The sequence below is a fragment of the Nesterenkonia sp. Act20 genome, from assembly GCF_019173455.1.
Taxonomy (GTDB): Bacteria; Actinomycetota; Actinomycetes; order Actinomycetales; family Micrococcaceae; genus Nesterenkonia.
In genome coordinates, this window is the sequence record NZ_JADPQH010000001.1 from 604,155 (window position 1) to 625,978 (window position 21,824).

Annotated in this window: 17 protein-coding genes; 5 read left to right on the top strand and 12 right to left on the bottom strand. The window is 65.9% G+C overall.

From position 1 onward, the window contains the following. Window positions 1–16: 16 nt before the first annotated feature. The 11 genes from secG to uvrA all read right to left on the bottom strand — a co-directional run bounded on the left by secG (window position 17) and on the right by uvrA (window position 13,336). Window positions 17–268 (bottom strand): preprotein translocase subunit SecG, encoded by a 252-nt coding sequence (gene secG / locus IY716_RS02760; protein WP_218220094.1) that lies wholly within the window; start codon window positions 266–268, stop codon window positions 17–19. Between the two features lie 73 nt (window positions 269–341). Then, entirely contained in the window at window positions 342–1,160 is an 819-nt protein-coding gene (gene tpiA / locus IY716_RS02765; protein ID WP_218220095.1) for a triose-phosphate isomerase, read from the bottom strand. A gap of 71 nt (window positions 1,161–1,231) precedes the next feature. After that, entirely contained in the window at window positions 1,232–2,458 is a 1,227-nt protein-coding gene (pgk, locus tag IY716_RS02770) for a phosphoglycerate kinase (RefSeq protein WP_218220096.1), read from the bottom strand. Window positions 2,459–2,567: 109 nt separating this feature from the next. After that, entirely contained in the window at window positions 2,568–3,572 is a 1,005-nt protein-coding gene (gene gap, locus IY716_RS02775) for a type I glyceraldehyde-3-phosphate dehydrogenase (protein ID WP_192590677.1), read from the bottom strand. A gap of 286 nt (window positions 3,573–3,858) precedes the next feature. Then, the gene (locus IY716_RS02780; protein WP_218220097.1) at window positions 3,859–4,482 is read right to left on the bottom strand and encodes a superoxide dismutase; all 624 of its coding nucleotides are present in this window, start codon (window positions 4,480–4,482) and stop codon (window positions 3,859–3,861) included. 168 nt (window positions 4,483–4,650) lie between these two features. Next, complete coding sequence (gene whiA / locus IY716_RS02785) at window positions 4,651–5,631, bottom strand: DNA-binding protein WhiA (protein ID WP_218220098.1); 981 nt, start codon at window positions 5,629–5,631, stop codon at window positions 4,651–4,653. Between the two features lie 88 nt (window positions 5,632–5,719). Next, window positions 5,720–6,730 (bottom strand): uridine diphosphate-N-acetylglucosamine-binding protein YvcK, encoded by a 1,011-nt coding sequence (gene yvcK / locus IY716_RS02790; protein ID WP_369699566.1) that lies wholly within the window; start codon window positions 6,728–6,730, stop codon window positions 5,720–5,722. A 2-nt stretch (window positions 6,731–6,732) separates the two neighbouring features. Next, complete coding sequence (gene rapZ, locus IY716_RS02795; RefSeq protein ID WP_218220100.1) at window positions 6,733–7,626, bottom strand: RNase adapter RapZ; 894 nt, start codon at window positions 7,624–7,626, stop codon at window positions 6,733–6,735. Between the two features lie 48 nt (window positions 7,627–7,674). Beyond that, on the bottom strand, window positions 7,675–9,648 hold the full coding sequence (gene uvrC, locus IY716_RS02800; protein ID WP_218220101.1) for an excinuclease ABC subunit UvrC: 1,974 nt from the start codon (window positions 9,646–9,648) through the stop codon (window positions 7,675–7,677). Next, a complete protein-coding gene (locus tag IY716_RS02805) occupies window positions 9,641–10,351 on the bottom strand; it encodes a lysophospholipid acyltransferase family protein (protein ID WP_369699567.1) in 711 nt (236 codons plus the stop codon). The genes uvrC and IY716_RS02805 overlap by 8 nt, the downstream gene beginning before the upstream one ends. A gap of 78 nt (window positions 10,352–10,429) precedes the next feature. Further along, entirely contained in the window at window positions 10,430–13,336 is a 2,907-nt protein-coding gene (gene uvrA / locus IY716_RS02810; RefSeq protein ID WP_369699668.1) for an excinuclease ABC subunit UvrA, read from the bottom strand. Between the two features lie 316 nt (window positions 13,337–13,652). Between uvrA and IY716_RS02815 the strand changes: the two genes are divergently transcribed. Genes IY716_RS02815 through IY716_RS02830 form a run of 4 tightly spaced genes read left to right on the top strand, consistent with a single transcriptional unit; the run spans window position 13,653 to window position 19,229 of the window. Further along, on the top strand, window positions 13,653–14,492 hold the full coding sequence (locus IY716_RS02815; RefSeq protein WP_218220102.1) for an HAD hydrolase-like protein: 840 nt from the start codon (window positions 13,653–13,655) through the stop codon (window positions 14,490–14,492). A gap of 5 nt (window positions 14,493–14,497) precedes the next feature. Beyond that, entirely contained in the window at window positions 14,498–15,196 is a 699-nt protein-coding gene (locus IY716_RS02820; RefSeq protein ID WP_218220103.1) for an MBL fold metallo-hydrolase, read from the top strand. Next, window positions 15,175–17,853 carry a DEAD/DEAH box helicase gene (locus IY716_RS02825; protein WP_218220104.1) on the top strand — a complete coding sequence of 893 codons (2,679 nt, stop codon included), beginning with the start codon at window positions 15,175–15,177 and terminating at the stop codon, window positions 17,851–17,853. Before IY716_RS02820 ends, IY716_RS02825 begins: the two co-directional genes overlap by 22 nt. Before the next feature lie 56 nt (window positions 17,854–17,909). Next, window positions 17,910–19,229 carry an alpha/beta fold hydrolase gene (locus tag IY716_RS02830; protein WP_369699568.1) on the top strand — a complete coding sequence of 440 codons (1,320 nt, stop codon included), beginning with the start codon at window positions 17,910–17,912 and terminating at the stop codon, window positions 19,227–19,229. Window positions 19,230–19,236: 7 nt separating this feature from the next. On the opposite strand, the gene IY716_RS02835 is transcribed toward IY716_RS02830, so the two are convergent. Continuing rightward, the gene (locus IY716_RS02835) at window positions 19,237–20,460 is read right to left on the bottom strand and encodes a TerC family protein (protein ID WP_218220106.1); all 1,224 of its coding nucleotides are present in this window, start codon (window positions 20,458–20,460) and stop codon (window positions 19,237–19,239) included. A 304-nt stretch (window positions 20,461–20,764) separates the two neighbouring features. Between IY716_RS02835 and IY716_RS02840 the strand changes: the two genes are divergently transcribed. Beyond that, window positions 20,765–21,793: a glycosyltransferase family 2 protein gene (locus tag IY716_RS02840; RefSeq protein WP_218220107.1), complete on the top strand. Its 1,029-nt coding sequence runs from the start codon at window positions 20,765–20,767 to the stop codon at window positions 21,791–21,793. Window positions 21,794–21,824: the final 31 nt, after the last annotated feature.

Genomic DNA, 21,824 nt, shown 5'->3' on the forward strand with positions numbered 1-21,824 from the left:
CAGGAAGGGTGGTCGGTCAGATGTCGGCGCTGACCTGGACCAGCAGCGCCAGGGCGACCACGATCAGGCCCCAGATCACGCCCAGAGTGATGGTCAGTCGATTGAGGTTCCGCTCGGCGACGCCGGAGGAGCCCAACGACGATGTCACACCGCCGCCGAACATATCGGACATGCCACCGCCGCGCCCCTTATGGAGCAGGATGAGCATGATCAGCATGATGCTGATGAGCGCCAGGATAACCTGGAGTGCGATGGTCAGCGCAGACACAGCGACCTTTCGTGATGAATCGTGGGCGTATCAGTTACCAGGATAACCCGAGACGGGGTCACCCCTGAGCGGGTCAGCCCTGGGCGGCGATGTGCTTCTCGAAGGAGATGATCTTTGCGAACTCCTCGGGATCCAGGCTTGCTCCGCCCACGAGGGCGCCGTCCACGTCCGGCCCGGCCAGCACCGCGGCGACGTTCTTGGACTTGACCGAACCGCCGTAGAGCACCCGCACGGTGTCGGCGAACTCCTGCGAGTAGAGCTCCGCCAGCTTGGTGCGGACGGCGGCGGACATCTCCTGCGCATCCTCGGGACCGGCGACCTTGCCCGTGCCGATGGCCCAGACGGGCTCATAGGCGACGACGAGTTCGGTGAGATCCTCCGCGGAGAGACCCTTCAGCGCGCCCTCGAGCTGGGCCAGCGTGTGAGACACGTGGTTCCCGGCTTCGCGCACCTCGAGGCCTTCGCCCACGCAGAGCACCGGTGCCAGGTCGTGGCGCAGCGCGGCAGAGAGCTTGGCGCCCAGCTGCTCATCGGTCTCCCCATGGACCTCGCGACGCTCCGAATGTCCGATGAGGACCTGCGAGCAGCCGAGCTTCTTCAAGAATGCTCCGGAGATGTCTCCGGTGTAGGCCCCGGAGTCCTGATCCGAGAGGTCCTGGGCGCCGTAGTCGACCTTGAGCTTGTCTCCGGAGACCAGGGTCTGGACCCCGCGCAGATCGGTGAAGGGTGGGAAGACCGAGACCTGGACACGTTCATAGTCGTGGCCCGCGTCGTCGAGCGTCCACGCAAGCTTCTGCACCAGTGCGATCGCTTCCATATGGTCGATGTTCATCTTCCAGTTGCCGGCGATCAGCGGCCGGCGCACATAGGCGCCGTTCTTTTGAGTAGTCATGGAGAAGATTTCCCTTTCAACAGTGATGAGATCGGTGACGGAGTCACAACAGCACAGACACGATGGGCAGCTCAGCCGCCGAGCGCGTCGATGCCGGGCAGCGACTTGCCCTCAAGGTATTCCAGGCTCGCGCCGCCGCCGGTGGAGATGTGCCCGAAGCTGTGCTCGTCGAAGCCGAGGGCACGCACCGCAGCTGCGGAGTCGCCGCCGCCGACCACGGTGAAGCCTTCGGTGGCGGTGAGCGCCTCAGCAATCGCGGCGGTTCCCTTGGCGAACGCCTCCATCTCGAAGACGCCCATAGGACCGTTCCAAAAGACGGTGTTGGACTGCGCGATCTCCTTGCTGAATGCTGCGGCAGTATCGGGACCGATGTCGAGTCCCAGCGCCTGCTCGCCGTGCTTGCCGGACTCGAGAGACTCGGTGGGCAGCACCTCGACCTCGGCGTCCGCGGCAAAGGCTGACGCCATGGCGATATCAGTGGGAAGAACGATGCGGCAGTTCATCCGCTCGGCCTCCGCGAGGAAGCCCTTGACCGTCTCGAGCTTGTCGTTCTCCACGAGGGACTTGCCGATGCCGTAACCCTGCGCCTTCAGGAAGGTGAAGACCATGCCGCCGCCGATGAGCAGCGTGTCGGCGCGGCTCATCAGATTCTCGATCACAGCCAGCTTGTCCGAGACCTTGGAGCCGCCGAGCACCACCGTGTAGGGACGCTGCGGAGTCTCGGTCAGCCGTTTCAGGACCTCGAGCTCGTCGCGGACCAGGTCCCCCTGGTAGGCGGGCAGCTTCGCGGTGATGTCTGCGACCGAGGCGTGCCGACGGTGCACGGCGCCGAAGGCGTCGTTGACATAGGCCCCGGTCTCGCCGACCAGTGCGGCGAGCTCTGCTGCGAGTGCGGCGCGCTCGTCGTCGTCCTTCGAGGTCTCGCGAGGGTCGAAGCGGACGTTCTCGAGGAGCAGGATCTCACCCTCGCCCAGCTCTTCGCTGGCGGCTGCGGCACTCTCGCCGACGAGATCCTCCGCGCGGCGCACGGTGACCTCGGTGAGCTCAGCCATGCGTGCTGCGACAGGGGCCAGGGAGTATTGCGGGTCGGGCTCCCCCTTGGGGCGCCCGAGGTGCGCGGTGACCAGAACGCGGGCACCGGCGGCCGCCAGCTTCTCCAGCACCGGCAGTGAAGCGCGGATGCGGCCGTCGTCGGTGACCGCCCCGTCCTTGAGCGGCACGTTGAGGTCGGAGCGGACCAGGACACGGCGGCCGGTGAGGCCTTCGGAGATCAGGGCGTCAAGGGTGGCTGCAGTCATGAGTTCAGGGTACCAATCGCTGGAAGGGGCAAACAGGGACGCGGCATGCGAGAGGCCCCGGTCTCGACGAGGATTCGTCGAGACCGGGGCCTTCGTCACGTGGTCGGGATCAGCGGCCGACGTGAGCGGTCATGTCGACCAGGCGGGAGGAGTAGCCGTACTCGTTGTCGTACCACGCGAAGACCTTGACGGTCTTTCCGATGACCTTGGTCAGCGGTGCGTCGAAGATCGAGGAGTGGGTGTCGCCGACGATGTCGGAGGAGACCAGTGGGTCCTCGTTGTAGGCGAGGATGCCCTTGAGCGGACCTTCGGCCGCCTTCTTGAAGGCGGCGTTGATGTCCTCTGCGGTGACGCCCTCCTTCTCGATCGCGACCGTGAGGTCGGTGCCGGAGCCGGTGATGACGGGCACGCGGATGGCGTAGCCGTCGAGCTTGCCGTCGACCTCGGGGATGACGGCGCCGATGGCGGCGGCAGCACCGGTGGAGGTGGGCACCATGTTCACGCCTGCGGCGCGGGCACGGCGTGGGTCGCTGTGCGGGGCGTCATGCAGACGCTGGTCGCCGGTGTAGGCGTGCACGGTGGTCATCAGACCCTCGACGAGGCCGAACTCGTCGTTGAGCACCTTGACCAGCGGAGCCAGGCAGTTGGTGGTGCAGGAGGCGTTGGAGACCACGGTGTGCTTCTCCGGGTCATAGGTGTTCTCGTTGATGCCCATGACCAGGGTCGCGTCGACGCCCTTGCCCGGAGCCGAGACGATGACCTTCTTGGCGCCGGCGTCGAGGTGCTTGCCTGCGGTCTCCTTCGTGGTGAAGAAGCCGGTGCACTCCAGCACGACGTCGACCTCGAGGTCGCCCCAGGGGAGGTTTGCCGGATCCTTGTCGGAGAAGAGCTTGATGCGGCGCTCACCTGCGACGAGGGTGTCGCCGTCGAGGGACACGTCCTTCGGGTAGCGGCCCATGACCGAGTCGTACTTGGTCAGGTTCACCAGCTGGGCGGGGTCGGTGAGGTCGTTGATCGCCACGAGCTCGAGGTCGGTGCGGCCGGTGTTCTCCAGCACCCGCAGCACGTTGCGGCCGATGCGTCCAAAACCATTGATCGCGATTTTTGTCGCCATGAGGTTCCTTCCTTGACGTGTGGGTCCGCAGTTCCTGCGGTCCCTCGAAGCGTTCCTGCCCAGTCAGCCCGCAGAGATCTCTCCGGGCAACATGTCCCTAGACACGCGTTGGGGATCAGCAGCTCGACCGTAGTCGAACCGCTGACCCCCAACAACATCGTTGTTCTCAGGCTGTCTGCAGAACGCGATTTTCAGTTTTCCTGTTTCTTATTCAATCACGTCGCCGCGACTGGCCCAAACATCTGCGGGCCGGTGCTCACGCGGCGTGATCAGGAACTGCCCGTGATCAGGGCGTGACGAGCTTGGAGGCACCCGACCGGGCGGCCTCCAGGCGTGAGGCGACATCCGCCCAGTTGATGATGTTCCAGAAGGCCTTCACGTAGTCAGGCTTCACGTTCTGGTAGTCGAGGTAGAAGGCGTGCTCCCACATGTCCAGCATCAGCAGCGGGATGGTGCCCACGGGCACGCCGTTCTGCTGATCGTAGAACTGCTCGATCACCACGTTGCCACCGATGGGCTCGTAGGCGAGGATCGCCCAGCCGGAGCCTTGGATGGTGAGGGCGGCCTGTGTGAACTGCTGCTGGAACGCCTCGAAGGAGCCGAAGTACTCGTCGATCGCGGCGGCGAGCTCACCCTCGGGGCGCTCCTGGCCCTCTGGGGAGAGGTTCTTCCAGAAGATCGAGTGGTTGGTGTGCCCGCCCAGGTTGAACTGCAGGTCCTTGAGCAGCTTGGGGGTCGTGGCGTAGTCGCCCTTTTCGCGGGCTTCGGCCAGCTTCTCCAGTGCAGTGTTGGCACCGGTGACGTAGGTCTGATGGTGCTTGGAGTGATGAAGCTCCATGATCCGTGCGGAGATGTGTGGCTCCAGCGCGGAGTAGTCATAGTCCAGTTCAGGAAGCGTGAAATCAGTCAAAATGTCCTCCTAGTGACAGGGGTTTGTCGAGGCCGACAGCACCTCGACTCACTGCTCATCCTATGCCGTCGGCGGCGGGCCAGAAAGGAGTTGACGGCCTATGACCTGCAGTGTTCACCACTGGAGTAACTTCGCCGAGGGAGCCCCAGACTGCTGCCCGGGCAGGCTTCAGCTCTCGAGCATGTCAGGAGTCACGCTGGACTCTGTGCCTTCAATGTTCAGCTCCCCGGCGCGTTTGTCCGCCATGGCCAGCAGCCTGCGGATCCGACCTGCAATCGCATCCTTGGTCATCGGCGGATCGGCCAGCCGCCCGAGCTCGTCGAGCGAGGCCTGCTTATGTGCAAGGCGCAGCTCGCCCGCGTACTTCAGGTGGTACGGCGCCTCGGGGCCGAGGATCTCCAGCGCACGCTCCACGCGCGCACCAGCGGCCACGGCGGCCTGAGCCGAACGTCGGAGGTTCGCGTCGTCGAAGTTTGCCAGTCGATTGGCAGTGGCGCGGACCTCTTTGCGCATCCGTCGTTCTTCCCAGACCAGCAGCGTCTGATGCGCTCCCATGAGGGTGAGCAGCTTAGCGATCGAGTCGCCGTCGCGGATCACCACGCGGTCCACGTTGCGGACCTCCCGGGCTTTGGCGGGAATGCCGAGCCTGCGCGCAGACCCGACCAGCGCGAGCGCAGCCTCGGGACCGGGGCAGGTGACCTCCAACGACGACGACCGTCCGGGCTCGGTCAGCGATCCGTGGGCGAGGAATGCTCCGCGCCAGGCGGAGACGGCGTCGGCCATCGAACCGTTGACCACTACGGAGGGCAGGCCCCGAACGGGGCGGCCGCGCGCATCGAGCAGACCGGTCTGCCGGGCGAGCGCCTCGCCTTCACGGACCACCCGCACCACATAGCGTGAGCCGCGCTTGATGCCGTTGCCGGAGACCACGATCACCTCCGGGTTGTGCCCGTAGACCTCCATGACGGTGGTCTTGAGCCGCCGAGCGGTGGCGGCGTGGTCCAGCTCAGCCTCGATCACGATGCGACCAGAGATGATGTGCAGCCCCCCGGCGAACCGGAGCATCGCCGAGACTTCGGCCTTGCGCTCCGAGGTGGTCTTGACGTGCTGGCGGGAGAGCTCTTCTTTGACCGACTCGGTCAGCGCCATATGTATCGTCCTCTGGTCTTCGTGTGATGCAGCTCAGCCATCGTACCCAATGCCGTCACCGTGCCCCTCTCACGGGCAGCGGCTCGGTTCACTCGGTGAAGACCTCACTGAAGGCGATGGCAAGCCGCAGCGGGTCATGGATCTCCGGCTGTCCCGCCTTCCCGACGTCGTGATAGCAGACCCGTGCACCGAGCGCGTCGGCGGCCTCGGCGAACTCCGCCCGCTCCTGATCGGGGACCGAAGCCGGGTCCGCGATGATGCGGTCAATGCGCAGACCAGGGGCGTACTGGTGGAGCACGTGCAGGTGGTCGGCTGGGCTCATGCCGGTGGTCTCATCGGTGTGCGGTGAGAGGTTCATCACAATACACCGCTGAGCTTCGGTCTCATAGAGCGCGTCCCGGAGCTCCGGGAGCAGCAGGTGCGGCAGTACGGAGGTGTACCAGGATCCCGGGCCTAGCACGACCCAGTCGCTGAGTTCGATGGCGGTGAGCGCCTCCGCGCAGGCTGCCGCCTCCTGCGGGTGGAGCTGCACGTCGCGAAGTCGACCCAGGCTCCCGGCGTGGGCCAGCGCCACCTGGGAGGAGAGCCGCTCGCCGTTGTTGAAGGCTGGGTCGGAGAGCGATTGACCTTCTGCGGGCTCCACCGTTCCGGACATGGTGAGCGGCTGCCGCGACATCGGCAATACCTGGCCGCGGGCGCCCAGCAGCGTCCCGGCCCAGCGCAGCCCCTCCACAGAATCCCCGATCAGCTCCCAGAGGGCGACGATCAGCAGGTTCCCCATGGCGTGATCGTCCAGGCTGCCGGTGACGCCTTCGCGCGAGCGGAACCGGTGCTGCATCACCTGCGCCCAGGTCCGACCCCATTCGGTGTCGTCACAGAGCGCGGCAAGCGCCATGCGGAGATCGCCTGGAGGCAGCACATCCATGTCCTCACGGAGCCGGCCGGAAGATCCGCCGTCGTCGGCCACGGTCACGATCGCGGTCAGATGCTCTGCGGCGATCACCCGCAGCGCGGAGAGCGTGGCGGAGAGGCCGTGTCCCCCGCCCAGCGCGGAGACCCTGAAGGTGCCGCGGTTCAGCGGCACCGGCAGCTGACTCACGCTCACTCACGTCCCAGATCGCGGTGGATGGTGTTCACGGTGACGTTGGGGAGCTGGGCCAGGCGGCGAGAGAGCTCTTCCGCGACGGCCACCGAACGGTGCTTGCCGCCGGTGCAGCCCACGGCGACGTTGGCGTAGTGCTTGTTCTCCCGCCGGTAGCCCTCGATCACCGGCTGGATGGCCTCGACATAGCGATCGATGAACTCACCCGCCCCCTCGTTGCCCAGCACGTACTCGCTCACCGCGGCGTCCTGACCGGTGAACGGGCGAAGCTCGGGCACCCAGTGCGGGTTCGGAATGAAGCGCATGTCGGCGATGAAGTTCGCGTCCGCCGGGACTCCGTATTTGAACCCGAAGCTCATCACGTTCAGGCGCAGCTGGACCGGACCGTCCTCGTTGAAGATCTCGATGATCTCCTTGGCCAATCCATGCACGTTCAGATCTGTGGTGTCGAGCACGATCTCTGCAGCGGCCTTGACCTCTTTGAGCAGGTCACGCTCCGCCGTGATGCCGTCGAGGATACGGCCGGAGCCCTGCAGCGGATGGGGCCGCCGCCCCTGTTCAAACCGACGAACCAGAAGCTCGTCCGAGGAGTCCAGGAAGAGCATGCGGTAGGTCACGCCCGTGGCCTTGAGCTGCTCCAGTGCTCCGAGCATGTTCGAGAAGAGCGCGCGGGTTCGGACGTCGATCACGACGGCGAGCTTCTCCATCGAGCCCGGATGGCGGGAGATGAGGTCGATCATGGTGGTGATCAGCTCGGGAGGCAGGCCCTCCACCACGTACCAGCCCAGATCCTCCAGGGCGTGGGCAGCAGTGGTGCGACCGGCGCCGGACATGCCGGTGACGATCAACAGTTCGTTCTCGGGCGGCTTCACCGGGGTCAGACCAACATCCATGCTTAGACCTTAGCCGTGATGCGCGGGTGGGGTGAAGCCGATGACCCGTCAGGAGGCCGAGCTGGTCGTCTCGGCCTCCGCCTTCAGGTGGTCAAGGATCTTCTGCGCGGTGCCCCGTCCCAGACCTGGCACCTCGGAGATCTCCTCCACGGAGGCCTTCTTCAGGTTCGCCACCGAGCCGAAGTGCGCCACGATGGCCGCCCGGCGGCTCGGCCCGAGACCCGGCACGTCGTCGAGCGCGGAGGCGGTCATCTGCTTGGACCGTTTGGAGCGGTGGTAGGCGATCGCGAATCGGTGCGCCTCGTCTCGGATGCGCTGCAGCATGTACAGCGCCTCCGATGAGCGTGGGAGCACCAGCGGGAAGTCATCGCCGGGAAGCCAGACCTCTTCAAGCCGCTTGGCGAGCCCGACCACAGGGAGATCTGTGATGCCGAGATCGTCCAGGGCCTGCTTGGCCACGTTCACCTGCGGCTGTCCCCCGTCGACGACGACGAGGCTCGGCGGGTACGCGAAGCGCTCCGCCTCCCGCTCCACCACCGTGGAGTCCCGCACCTCTTCCTCGTCCCCTTCGGTGGGTTCGGTCACGGCAGTGGTGGCCTGTTCCTGGTCCCTCAGATGCCGCGCGAAGCGGCGAGAGATCACGTCATACATCGCCGAGGTGTCGTCGCGCGCTGCATCCCCCTTCACGGAGAACCTTCGGTAGTCGCGCTTCTTCGCCAGGCCGTCCTCGAGCACCACCATCGAGGCCACCACGTTGGTGCCTGAGGTGTGCGAGATGTCGAAGCACTCGATGCGCAGCAGCGGCTCGACGGCGCCGAGCGCCTCCTGGAGATCGCGCAGCGCCGCAGACCGGGTGGTGATGTCCGAGCTGCGCCTGGCCTTATGCAGTCGCAGCGCCTGCTCCGCGTTCTCCTGCACCGTTCCCAGCAGGGCGGCCTTGTCCCCGCGCTGCGGCACGCGCAGACTGATCTGCGCCCGGCCCTCTCCCGAGTCGCTGCGCAGCTGACGCAGCCAGGCGGTCATCTCCTCGGCGTTGTCGGGCAGCGCCGGAACAAGCACCTCAGGCGGAATGCGTTCGGTGTCGGCCATCGAGCCATAGACCTGCATCAGCAGCTGCTCGACCATTGCGCCGGCGTCGGTCTCTTCCACCTTCTCCACGACCCAGCCGCGCTGACCCCGGATGCGGCCCTGCCTCACATGGAAGACCTGGGCGGCGGCTTCGAGCTCATCCTCGGCGAAGGCGAAGATGTCGGCCTCGGTGTCCTCGGAGAGCACCACGGCGTTGCGCTCGAAGACGCGGCGGATGGCTTCGAGGTCATCGCGGTGTCGACCCGCGTCCTCAAAGCGGAGATCGGCCACGGCCGCCTTCATCTGATTCTCGATCCGCTTCACCTGCGGACCGGGGCGTCCGGCCATCACATCGCAGAACTCTTCGGCGAGCTTGCGGTGGTCCTCTTCGCTGATCTCCCCCACGCAGGGTGCGGCACATTTTCCGATGTAGCCCAGCAGGCAAGGCCTGCCCGAGGCCTTGGCGCGCTTGAAGACCCCGGCGGAACAGCTGCGCACCGGGAAGACCCGCAGCATCGTGTCCACGGTCTCGCGGATCGCTTTCGCCGGATAGAAGGGGCCGAAGTACTTCACCCCGGGCTTCTTGTCCCCGCGCATGACCTGGACTCGGGGGTACTTCTCATTCATGGTCACGGCGAGGTAGGGGTAGGACTTGTCATCCCGGTACATGATGTTGAACCGCGGAGTGTGCTGCTTGATCCAGGTGTATTCGAGCTGGATCGCCTCGAGCTCTGAGCCGACCACGGTCCACTCGACGCTGGCGGCGGCATGGACCATGGCGTAGGTCTTGGCTGGGAGCGTGCTCACCCGAGCGAAATAAGAGTTCAGCCGGGAGCGTAGGTTCTTGGCCTTGCCCACGTAGACCACACGCCCGTGAGGGTCGATGAATCGGTAGACCCCAGGGGTGGTGGGGATCTCGCCCGGCTTCGGCCGGTAGCTGCTGGGATCAGCCATCGGCCTCTGCCGGTGGCGCGTTGTAGCTCGCCACGCGTTCCTGGCCGCTGAGCGCGGCGATCGACTCCATGATCTCTTCGGTAGCCTTGCGGCGGGCGGGCAGCGGGTGCTTCTTGCCCAGCTGTTCGAAGTGCAGCGCCTCCCCCACGTGCATCTCGAACTTTCGCGGCCGGACCATTCGAGAGTCCGGCTTCTGCAGCGCTTCGGTCCCGCGCAGTCCGACGGGAACCACGGGCAGCCCGGTGGCGACTGCGAGCCATCCGACACCGTTCTTGCCGCGGTAGAGCCGGCCGTCGCGACTCCTGGTGCCTTCCGGGTAGATCCCGACGCCGTGACCTGACGAGGCGATGGCGCCCAGCGAGAAGAGCGCCTCCACCGAGGCCGACTGATGCTGGCGCTCCACGGGGACCGAACCGACCGACTCGAAGAACAGCTTCATCGCGCGGCCCTTCACCCCGGTCTGGTTGAAGTACTCCGCCTTGGCGAAGAAGCTGACCGTGCGCGGGAACAGCGCCTGGATCAGCACCGAGTCCAGGAAGGACAGGTGGTTGGAGGCGACGATGAACCCGCCTTCGGCCGGAGTGTGCTCGAGCCCGGTGATCACCGGTCGGCAGGACAGCTTCACCGCGATCTCGAAAGCTTTGCGGACCGCATCATTGGTGGCGACGCGCTCAGGCTCCTGCGCCTCGGGGGTGGTGCTCACCTGGTGCCTCCGCTTACTCGCTGATCAGCGACGTCGTCCTGCTCTGTGCCGTGGGTGCCGGTCTGTGAACTGGCCCACTCACTTTAGCAGTGGTGCGAGGAACGCGCCGGTATGCGATCCGGTCTTCGCCGCGGTGGAGGCGACCTTCTCCGGGGTGCCCTGGGCGACGACGAGCCCTCCGCCGCTTCCCCCTTCGGGGCCGAGATCGATCACCCAGTCGGAGGACTTGATCACATCGAGGTTGTGCTCGATGGTGATCACGCTGTTGCCCTTCTCGACCAGTCCCTGGAGGACCTGGAGCAGCTTGCGGATGTCCTCGAAGTGCAGTCCCGTCGTGGGCTCGTCGAGCACGTAGACGCTGCGCCCGTTGGAGCGGCGCTGCAGCTCGCTGGCAAGCTTCACGCGCTGCGCCTCCCCGCCGGAGAGCGTGGTGGCGGACTGGCCCAGCCGGACATAGCCCAGTCCCACTTCGACCAGCGTGTTGAGGTGCCTCGCGATCGGGGCGAAGGCCGCGAAGAACTCCGCGGCCTCCTCGATCGGCATGTCGAGGACCTCGGCGATGTTCTTGTTCTTGTACTTCACCTCGAGGGTCTCCCGGTTGTAGCGGGCGCCGTGGCAGACCTCGCAGGGCACGTAGACATCGGGCAGGAAGTTCATCTCGATCTTCAACGTGCCGTCGCCCGAGCAGGCTTCGCAGCGGCCGCCCTTGATGTTGAAGGAGAACCGGCCGGGCTGGTAGCCGCGGGTCTTGGACTCCGGCGCCTGGGCGAAGAGCTTGCGTACGTGGTCGAAGACCCCGGTGTAGGTCGCCGGGTTGGAGCGCGGGGTGCGTCCGATCGGTGACTGGTCCACGTGGATCACCTTGTCCAGATGATCGTCGATCCCGTCGATGCGACGGTGCCGGCCGGGGACCTGTTTGGCGCCGTTGAGCTTGTTCGCCAGGGACTTGTAGAGGATCTCGTTGATCAGCGTGGACTTGCCCGATCCGGAGACGCCGGTGACGGAGAGGAAGATCCCCAGCGGGATCTCCACCGAGACCTTGTCCAGGTTGTTCTCCTGGGCCTCGATGACCTTGAGCATCCGGGTCTTGTCCACCGGGCGGCGCTCGGCGGGGACGGGGATGCTGCGGCGGCCGGAGAGGTAGTCGCCGGTGATGGAGTGCGCGTTCTCGCGCAGTCCCTGGACGGAGCCGGAGTGCACGATCTCGCCGCCTCGCTCGCCGGCTCCGGGGCCGATGTCCACGATCCAGTCGGCCTCGGCGATGGTGTCCTCGTCATGTTCGACCACGATCAGAGTGTTGCCGAGGTCGCGCAGCCGGGTGAGCGTCTGGATCAGTCGGGCGTTGTCGCGCTGGTGCAGCCCGATGGAGGGCTCGTCCAGGACGTAGAGCACCCCGACCAGTCCGGAGCCGATCTGGGTCGCGAGCCGGATGCGCTGGGCCTCGCCGCCGGAGAGCGTCCCGGCGGCCCGTTCGAGGTTGAGGTAGCTGAGTCCGACGTCGAGCAGGAAGTTCAGCCGGGCCATGATCTCTTTGAGGACCTGGTCGGCGATGGTGGCGTCGCGGGCCGAGAGCTTCACCGTGGAGAAGAACTCAGCGCATTTGTCCAGCGGCAGGCGGGCGATCTCAGCGATGGAGGCGCCCTGGACGGTGACCGCCAGCGCGGCGGGGTTCAGCCGCTGACCGTTGCAGGCCGGGCAGGGGATCTGGCGCATGTACTGCTCGTAGCGGTCCCTGGCGTTGTCGGACTCTACTTCGAGGTGTTTGCGCGAGATGTAGGAGAGCACGCCTTCGAACCCGGTGGAGTAGGTGCGTTCGCGGCCGAAGCGGTTGCGGTACTGCACGACGACCTTATGGTTGCGCCCGTGCAGCAGGGCCTTCTGCGCCTTCTTGGGCAGGTCCTTCCAGGGGGTCCGCACCGAGAAGTCCAGCTCCTTGGACAGCGCGGAGATCAGCCGCAGCCAGTAGTCCTTGGAAGCCTTGCCGAGTGCCCAGGGCGCGATGGCGCCGCCCTCGAGGGAGAGCGTGTCATCGGGGATCACCAGGTCGATGTCGACCTCGAGGCTGGAGCCGATTCCGGAGCAGACCTGGCAGGCGCCGAAGGGGTTGTTGAAGGAGAAGGAGCGCGGCTCGATCTCATCGAGCTCCAGCGGGTGCTCGTTCGGGCAGGCCAGGTTCTCCGAGAAGGGCCGGTGTTTGGGTCCGGTGAGGCCTTCGGGGACCCGGTCGTTGGTGGGCTCGCCGTCGTCGTCGAGGTCGACCAGGTCGATGACCAGCCGTCCGTCGGCGAGCTTCAGGGCTGTCTCCACCGAATCGGTGAGCCGCTGGCGCATGCCCTCGCGGATGACCAGGCGGTCGATGATGACCTCGATCTGGTGCTTATAGGTCTTCTCCAGCGTGGGCGGCTCGCTGAGCTGGATGATCTCGCCGTCGACGATGGCGCGGGAGAATCCCTCGGAGGCGAGGTCGCGGAAGAGGTCCTTGAACTCGCCCTTGCGGCCACGGACCACCGGGGCCAGCACCTGGAAGCGGGTCTTCTCCGGGAAGCCGAGGACCTGGTCCACGATCTGCTGCGGGGTCTGCCGCTCGATCTTCTCGCCGCAGACCGGGCAGTGCGGCACGCCGATGCGGGCCCAGAGCAGGCGCAGGTAGTCATGGATCTCGGTGACGGTGCCCACCGTGGAGCGCGGGTTCTTCGAGGTGGACTTCTGATCGATGGAGACCGCAGGAGAGAGCCCCTCGATGAAGTCGATGTCCGGCTTGTCCACGCGACCCAGGAACTGCCGGGCGTAGGCGGAGAGCGACTCGACGTAGCGGCGCTGACCCTCGGCGAAGATGGTGTCGAAGGCCAGCGAGGACTTGCCCGAGCCGGAGAGGCCGGTGAAGACGATGAAGGAGTTCCGCGGGAGCTCCACGGTGACGTCCTTGAGGTTGTGCTCGCGCGCGCCCTGGACCACGATCCGGTCCGCCTCGGCATGACCGATCACACCGTTGGTGGCGGACCTTGTTCGCGCACCTTCGGCGTAGTAGTCGTCAACGGACTCGATCACTGCAGTTTCGGCTGCTCGCTCAGACACGTGCTTCAGTGTAGAACCCCGGAGGGGTTCGAACAAATGTTCGAAGCGAGAGTGCGGCAGATCACCCATTCCGTTGAGGTGAGGTCCCCACGCCGTCGAGTGGTGGTCCCCCACCCCGTCGAGAGGCGGATTCTACGAGCATCTCAAGCGGTTCTTGGACCCAACTGCTCGGAGATTCCGCCGCTCAGCGCAGGAGGGGCGCCGGAGGGCGTGCCAGAATGGCGCGGTGACCTTCGACTCATCCTCTGCCACCCCCCTCCCCACCGATCTCTCGGCCGGTGCGGCCGACCCCTTCGGCACCCGTGCGGTGCTCTTCGACCTCGACGGCACGCTGGTGGACCCGGCGGGCGCCATCACCAGCGGCATCAGTCACGCGCTGGGGGTGCACGGCATCGAGGTTCCAGACCAGGAGCGACTGGACTCGTTCGTCGGCCCGCCGTTGGCCGCCTCACTGGCGAGCCTGCCCGGAGTCACCGATGCGCTGATCCCGTCCATCGTGGAGGAATACCGACAGCAGTATCTTGCCGAAGGCATGCAGGCCAGCAGGGTCTACCCGGGCATCGAAGAGCTGCTGAGCACGCTCAATGCGGCAGGCGTGACCTGCGCGGTGGCCACCTCGAAGCCCACCGGTCTGGCCGAGCGGCTGCTGAGCATCATGGGCATCCGTGACCACTTCGCCGCGGTGCACGGCTCCCCGGAGGATGAGTCGATCCCGCACGCGGGCAAGGGCCCCATCGTCGGCGCCGCGCTGACAGCGATCGGCCTGAGCTCCTCCACCACCCATGACCCTGCGTCCAGCCGTGAAGCCCGAGTCGTCATGGTGGGTGACCGGATCTTCGATGTGGAGGGCGCCGCGGACCATGGCCTGCAGTGCATCGGAGTGACCTGGGGGTATGCACCCGAAGGGGAGCTGCAGCAGGCCGGGGCGGGCCCCATCGTGGACACGGCGGACCAGCTCCGGCGGGCCCTCGTCGAAGCGGGAATCATGCCACCCAGTGATCCGCCTGACTCCGGCGCGGAGCAGGCCGAGCCCGTGGCCGCACCAGCGCGCCAGGTCCTAGACTGAGCCCCATGGCCTCTGACAGCACCCTGCTCTATGATCTGCCCGCAATCACGCTTCGGCGCGTGTCCGTCTCCGAGATGGACAACAACGTCTATCTGCTGACCGCGAAGAAGACCGGGGTCCAGGTGCTGATCGATGCCGCCGACGACGCCGGGGCGATCCGGGAGCTGCTGGCCTCCGCCACGCCTGACACCCCCTGCCCGCTGGAGCTCACTGCGGTGCTCACCAGCCATTCGCACTGGGACCATATCCGGGCGCTCCCCGAACTGCTCGGCACCCGCACGGCGGACACCGCCGCAGGCACGCACCCTCGGATCGAGGCTGCCGCCGGGGAAGCGGATGCTCCGGCCATCGAGGCGGAGAAGGGCGTCACCATCGACCGCCGAGTCCAGCACGGCGATCAGCTGACCTACGACGGCATCGCCCTGGACGTGATCCACCTGCGCGGGCACACGCCCGGCTCCGTGGCCTTCGTCTACCCGGTGGAGGACGGCCCCACTCACATCTTCACCGGGGACTCGCTGTTCCCCGGCGGAGTCGGCAAGACGTGGGCGCAGGAAGACTTCAGCACGCTGCTCGACGACGTCGAAGCGCGGATCTTCGATCTCTACGAGGACGACACGATCATCCACCCCGGTCACGGCGCACCCACGACGTTGGGCGCCGAACGCGCCCAGCTCCCCGCATGGCGGGAACGCGGCTGGTGAACGCCGCGACCGCCTCCAAGCGTCTGCACAAACTGGAATCTCCCGCCGGATCAGCGGGGTCTCCCGGACCCGAGGAGCTCTTCGCCGCCTTCGAATCCTGGACCCAGACGCAGGGACTGACGCTCTACCCCGCGCAGCAGGACGCGATCCTGGAGCTCGCCGACGGGCAGCACGTCATCATGTCCACGCCCACCGGCTCGGGGAAGTCCCTGGTGGCCACGGCCGCGCACTTCTTCGCGCTGTCTCGCGGGGAACGCAGCGTCTACACCGCGCCCATCAAGGCCCTGGTCTCCGAGAAGTTCTTCTCCCTGGTGGAGATCTTCGGGGCCGAGAACGTCGGCATGGTCACCGGTGACTCCTCGGTCAATGCGTCGGCGCCGGTCATCTGCTGCACCGCGGAGATCCTCGCCAACGAGGCCCTGCGCGACGGCCGAGACGCCGACGTCGGGCCCGTCATCATGGATGAGTTCCACTTCTACGCCGACCCGCAGCGCGGCTGGGCGTGGCAGGTGCCCCTTTTGGAGCTCACCGGCCGGGCGGAACCGGGCAGCCCGGGTCGCGGAGCCGCCGGCAGCCGTGCGCAGTTCCTGCTCATGTCCGCCACCCTGGGCGACACGACCCGTTTCGAGACCCGACTCAGCGAGGGCACCGGGCGCGACGTCGTCACCGTGAGCAGCGCCGAACGTCCCGTGCCGCTGAGCTTCGAATACTCCACCACTCCCCTGCAGACCAAGCTCGAGGAGCTCGTCACCACGCACCAGGCTCCGGTCTATGTGGTGCACTTCTCCCAGAGGGAGGCGGCCGAGCGCGCCGTCGGCCTGGCCTCGCTCAATGTGGTCTCCAAGGAGGAGCGTGAGCTGATCCGGGTGAAGCTGGAGACCTTCCGCTTCGCCAAGGGCTTCGGCAAGACGCTGAACCGGCTGCTCAGGGCAGGCATCGGCGTGCACCACGCCGGGATGCTGCCGAAGTATCGCCGGCTGGTGGAGCAGCTCTCCCAGCAGGGTCTGCTCAAGGTCATCTGCGGCACCGACACTCTCGGCGTCGGGATCAACGTGCCCATCCGCACTGTGCTGCTGACTGCGCTGAGCAAATACGACGGCACACGCACCCGGCAGCTCAACGCCCGTGAGTTCCACCAGATCGCCGGCCGTGCCGGACGCGCCGGCTATGACACCGCCGGGACTGTGGTGGTCCAGGCCCCGGAGCACGTGATCGAGAATGAGCAGGCCATCGCCAAGGCTCGGTCCAAGCACGGCGACGATGAGAAGAAGGTCTCCCAGGCGATCCGCTCCGCCGGCAAGAAGAAGCCCCGCGAGGGATTCGTCTCCTGGAGCGAGAAGACCTTCGAGCGGATCATCACGGCGACGCCGGAGCCGATGGTCTCGCGCATGCAGGTCAGCTATTCGATGGTGCTGCATCTGCTGGAGCGTCCCGAAGATCCGATCCGTGCCATGCGACGGATGATCCTGGCCGCCGATGAGACCCCGGTCCGCAAGGCGCAGCTCCAGCGGCAGGCGCTGCAGATCCTGCGCGAGCTGCTCACGGCGGGGGTGCTCGAGCGCCTGGAGCGCCCCGACGAGGACGGACGCACGGTCGACCTGACCCTGGACCTGCAGGACAACTTCGCGCTGAACCAGCCGCTGGCGCCCTTCGCGATGGCGGCCGTGGAGCTGCTCGACGCCGAGTCGGAGTCCTATGCGCTGGACGTGATCAGCGTGATCGAGTCCATCCTGGAGACCCCCCACCAGATCACCGGCGCGCAGATGAAGCAGCTGAAGTCGGAGAAGATCGGCGAGCTCAAGGCCGAAGGGGTGGACTATGTGGAGCGCATGCGCATCCTCGATGAGCTCACTCCCCCGCAGCCGCTGGCGGAGCTGCTGACCCAGCAGTTCGAGGTCTACCGGGGCAGCGCCCCGTGGGTCTCGGATTATGCGCTGCAGCCCAAATCAGTGGTGCGGGACATGCTCGAGCGAGCCTTCGGGTTCACCGATATGGTCAACCACTACCAGATCGCGCGCTCGGAAGGTGTGCTGCTGCGCTACCTCAGCGACGCCTACAAGGCGCTGAAGCAGACCGTGCCGGAGAACCGGCTCACCGAGGAGCTTCAGGACCTCTTGGAGTGGCTCGGTGAGGTCGTCCGGCAGACCGACAGCTCGCTGCTCGAGGAGTGGGAGCGTCTTCAGGCGGGAGACGATCCTGAGAAGCTGGCAGAGCTCGCCGCCATGGAGTCCGACATCTCCGCGCTGGACCATCCAGACCGGGTGACCTCCAACCCGCGCGCCTTCAAGGTGATGGTCCGCAACGCGATGTTCCTGCGCGCGGAGCTCTTCGCCCAGGAGAAGGAGGCGAAGCTCGCCGAGCTCGACGCCGAGCACGGGTGGGACGCTGATCGCTGGGGCCAGGCGCTCGATGCGTACTTCGACGTCTACGAGGACCTCTACACCGACGCCCAGTCCCGCGGACCGTCACTGGTCCGCATCGACGTCTCACCGAAGGACACCCCCGATCCCGAGCGCCGGTGGTGGCGTGCCGTGCAGGTCCTGGATGACCCCGACTCCCACCACGACTGGGGAATCCACGCCTGGATCGACCTCACCGCCTCGGATGAGACCGGCACCCCGGTGGTCATCATGGACCGAGTGGGCGAACTGGGATGACCGGTGCAGGCGCGTGGGATGCGGAGTCGCCCGGTTCACGCGCGAGGGATGGGAGCGTGAATGACGACGGCGCGAGCGCCACGCTGCTGGACGGAACCCGCATCACCGATCACCGGCTGAGCGTGCCGCTGGATCACCGCCGGCCCACGGGCGAGCAGATCACGCTCTATGCCCGCGAGTTCGTCGCCGCAGAGAACGTCAAACAGGGGGCCGAACGAGTGGACTCTCTCCCCTGGCTGCTCTTCCTCCAGGGCGGTCCCGGCGGCAAGGGCAGCCGACCCGCGAAGCTGGGTGGTTGGATGGCCGAGGCAGGCAAAGCGTTCCGCATTCTGATGCTCGATCAGCGCGGCACGGGTCTCTCGGCGCCGCTGAACCGGCAGTCTCTGCGCCCACGCGGCGACGCCGCGGCCCAGGCCGCACATATGCGCCATTTCCGAGCCGACTCCATCGTCCGAGATGCGGAGGCCTTCCGACGCAGCCTGGGGCTGAGCTCCTGGAGCGTGCTCGGGCAGAGCTTCGGCGGCTTCGCCACATTGAGCTACCTCTCCTTCGCGCCCGAGTCTCTGGACCGCGCTCTGATCACCGGTGGCCTTGCGCCCTTGTCGGGACACGCTGACCGGGTCTACCGCGCCACCTACGTGAAGATGCGCAGCCGCAACCGCGAACACTTCGCCAGGTTTCCACAGGATCGCGAGATCCTCGACGCCGTCTTCGCCCACGTGCGCACCCATGCCGTACATCTTCCAGACAGGTCACCGCTGACTCCGGCTCGACTGCAGATGATCGGCATGCTCCTGGGCGGCAACACGCGGGCGGACGCACTGCACTACCTGCTCGAGGAAGCGTTCACCTCCGCCGATCGGACCGAGCTCTCAGACACCTTCCTGAGCGCAGTGGGCCAGCAGCTCTCCTTCGCGGCAAACCCGATGTACGCCGTGATGCATGAGTCGATCTACGGACAGCCGGCGGAGCTCACCGAGGGCCGCCCGGCCACGAACTGGTCGGCCGAGCGAGTTCTGGTCGAATTCGAGGACTTCGACCCCGCTTCAGGTTCTCCCCTGCTGCTCGGGGAGATGATTCTGCGCGAGCATCTGCAGCTCGACCCGTCGCTGCAGGAGCTCGCGGCGGCAGCAGATGAACTGGCCTCCGTAGACGATTGGGAGCCGCTCTATGACCTGGCGCAGCTGCGCCGCAACCGTGTTCCCACGGCTGCGGCGCTGTACACCGATGATGTCTACGTCGCGCGTGAACTGTCCTGGGAGACGGCGAACGAGGTCGCCGGCATCACCGTCTGGGAGACCGACGAGTTCCATCACGACGGGCTGAGCGAGGAAGGCGGCCGCGTCTTCAGCGAGCTGCTGCAACGAACCTCCTGACCTTGGGTCAGGCCTTCGGCTCTCCGTCGGGAGAGACTCCCGCCCGCAGACCGCGCGCCTTCTCCAGAGTCGCCAGGTAATGCTCACGGTGCGCGATGAGGTCTTCCTGGTAGCGCTCCGGCACGGCCTGAGCCTTGCCGGTCCAGTAGTCAGACTGCTCGGCGGTCTTGACCAGGTTGAACTCGCGATCCTCAGGGTCTTTACCAGCCAGGTCCACATACCGCAGCGAGTATTTCTCGGCGTTCTGGATGGCACGCAGGGCGCGGCCCTTGGGCGCGAGGAGCGAAGCGGTGACGGTCACCGCCAGGACGGCCATGATGACCACCAGCGAGAGTCCGGTGGAGATCTCGACGACTGAGACATCGTCGCCTCCGTTGATGAAGCCGAGGTTGTTCTCGTGCAGCGCGTGAATCATGAGCTTGACGCCGATGAATCCCAGGATGAGCGCCAGGCCGTAGGACAGGTAGATGAGCCGGTCCAGGAGACCGTCGATGAGGAAGTAGAGCTGCCGCAGGCCCATCAGTGAGAAGGCGGTGGCTGCGAACACGATGAACGGCTCCTGGGTGAGCCCATAGATCGCCGGGATCGAGTCCACCGCGAAGAGCAGGTCAGTGCCGCCGATCGCGATCATGACCAACAGCATCGGGGTGAACATCCGCTTGCCGTCGACCCGGGTGGTGATCTTGTCGCCATGGTACTCGTCGGTGGTGTTCAGATGCCTGCGCGCGAAACGGATGATGAAGTTGTCCGCCTCGTCCTCCTCCGAATCCCCGGCAAGCTCCTTCTTCAGCAGCTGGCCAGCCGTCATCAGCAGGATGATGCCGAAGAGGTAGAAGACGTCACTCCACAGGCTGATGAGCCCGGCGCCCACGAAGATGAAGACGCTGCGCGCAATCAGGGCGAACACGATGCCGAAGAGCAGAACCTTCTGCTGATACTCCCGCGGCACGTTGAAGCTGCCCATGATCACCAGGAACACGAAGAGGTTGTCCACCGAAAGAGCCTTCTCGGTGACATAGCCCGCGTAGTACTCGGTGGCCATCTCGGGGTGTCCCAGCGCGAAGAACCCCAGGCCGAAGAGCAGGGCGACGCCGACGTAGAAGGCAGACCAGAGAGCCGCCTCCTTGATCGTCGGAGTGTGCGCCTTACGCACGTGGAAGACGAAGTCGAAGAGCAGCAGGCCGATGATCAGAACAAGAGTGACGATCCAGACCAGAGGGGATATGTCCATAGAGAGGCCTTTCGAGGAGGAGGATACAGCGATGTCGTCGCGAGTCTCTCCGCCTGTGCTCAGGCCCCTGCGTCCGGCGAAGCCTCATTGCTTCGCGTGCTGACGTCCACAGTGTTTGGGATACTCCCCCACGCTTGGATGATGTTACACCGAATGGTGCTCTCCGGAGGACGACCTCACATCCCGTCTGTTTCGGTGACTTCTGGATCCGCAGGGCCTAAGGTGCTGTGTGACGGTGAAGAAGGACGATGAAGAAGTGTGGCGACGTGACAGCTGAAACGGAGTCGGCCCGAGGATGGTCAGGATGACAGGCTCGCCCCCGCTGGTGAGCATCATCATTCCGGTCCATAATTCTCGTGCGCACATTCCTGCGCTCCTCGAGCGCCTCACTCAACAAGTGCAGGACCGCGATGAGATTCTTCTGGTCGATGACGCTTCGACCGACGACGGAACACCCCTGTTAGAGGCCTTCGTTGCGGCGCACCCCCAAGCCAGGCTCATCCGGCTGGACTCCCCGCATGGGGTGGCGCGGGCGCGGAATGCAGCCCTGAAGCTGGCCCACGGTCAGTATGTTTGGTTCGCGGATGATGACGACCTCTGGGCTCCCCACATCTTGGATGTTCTCCTGGAAGCCGCGACTCGCAGCGACGCCGACGTCGTCGTCTGCCAAGCGGAACTCCGTCATCCAGGACATCAATCTGGTGCAATCATCGACGGCACTGACCATGAGCTCATTATCTCCCGGGAGCGTGCGTGGACGCTCGTCCTCGAGGGAGCAATGCAGGGATACCTGTGGAACAAACTCATCAGACGTTCGACATTGGGCACAGACCCATTCACCGACATGTCCTCTCAATCGGACTTCACAGGTGTGGTCCGGGCACTGGCCAACAGCGACTGCGTCCACCTGATACCAGCGGTTCTCTATTTTCATCTTGTCCGCGAAGGATCGATCACTCGACGCAAGACTCCGAATCTGGCGAACCTGGAGCGCGCCCACGATCTGGCTATCGAACTGATTCCAGGCGAGGAGGCGACCGGACTCACCGGCTCGATGAACTACTTTCGCGCGTGGTTCCTGGTCCTGCCACTGGCGCATACACCCACCCGGGTCCGCGCCCCCTGGTCAATCCGCCGTGACGGCCTCCGCAGGGCCCGGGAAGCTGCCCAGCATCTGGACATGGTTGAACTGCACGTCCGTTCACGGCGCATCCACCACCAGGTGTGGCTGGTGACGCGGCTGGGAACGGTCTACCTCCTCGCGCTCCACGCTGCGCAGGTACTCAAGAGGCTTGACCGGAGAATCCGCAGCGATGCGCGCCGGGGCGCGTAAAGATCCTTGCATGCGCGCGCACGACCGTGCA

Coding starts and splice junctions, on each gene's coding strand:
- tpiA (WP_218220095.1), bottom strand. CDS start 1,160: ATGACTACTCAAAAGAACGGCGCCTATGTGCGCCGGCCGCTGATCGCC.
- pgk (WP_218220096.1), bottom strand. CDS start 2,458: ATGACTGCAGCCACCCTTGACGCCCTGATCTCCGAAGGCCTCACCGGC.
- gap (WP_192590677.1), bottom strand. CDS start 3,572: ATGGCGACAAAAATCGCGATCAATGGTTTTGGACGCATCGGCCGCAAC.
- whiA (WP_218220098.1), bottom strand. CDS start 5,631: ATGGCGCTGACCGAGTCGGTCAAAGAAGAGCTCTCCCGCCAGCACGTC.
- rapZ (WP_218220100.1), bottom strand. CDS start 7,626: ATGGATGTTGGTCTGACCCCGGTGAAGCCGCCCGAGAACGAACTGTTG.
- uvrC (WP_218220101.1), bottom strand. CDS start 9,648: ATGGCTGATCCCAGCAGCTACCGGCCGAAGCCGGGCGAGATCCCCACC.
- IY716_RS02820 (WP_218220103.1), top strand. CDS start 14,498: ATGGCCTCTGACAGCACCCTGCTCTATGATCTGCCCGCAATCACGCTT.
- IY716_RS02825 (WP_218220104.1), top strand. CDS start 15,175: ATGGCGGGAACGCGGCTGGTGAACGCCGCGACCGCCTCCAAGCGTCTG.
- IY716_RS02835 (WP_218220106.1), bottom strand. CDS start 20,460: ATGGACATATCCCCTCTGGTCTGGATCGTCACTCTTGTTCTGATCATC.
- IY716_RS02840 (WP_218220107.1), top strand. CDS start 20,765: ATGACAGGCTCGCCCCCGCTGGTGAGCATCATCATTCCGGTCCATAAT.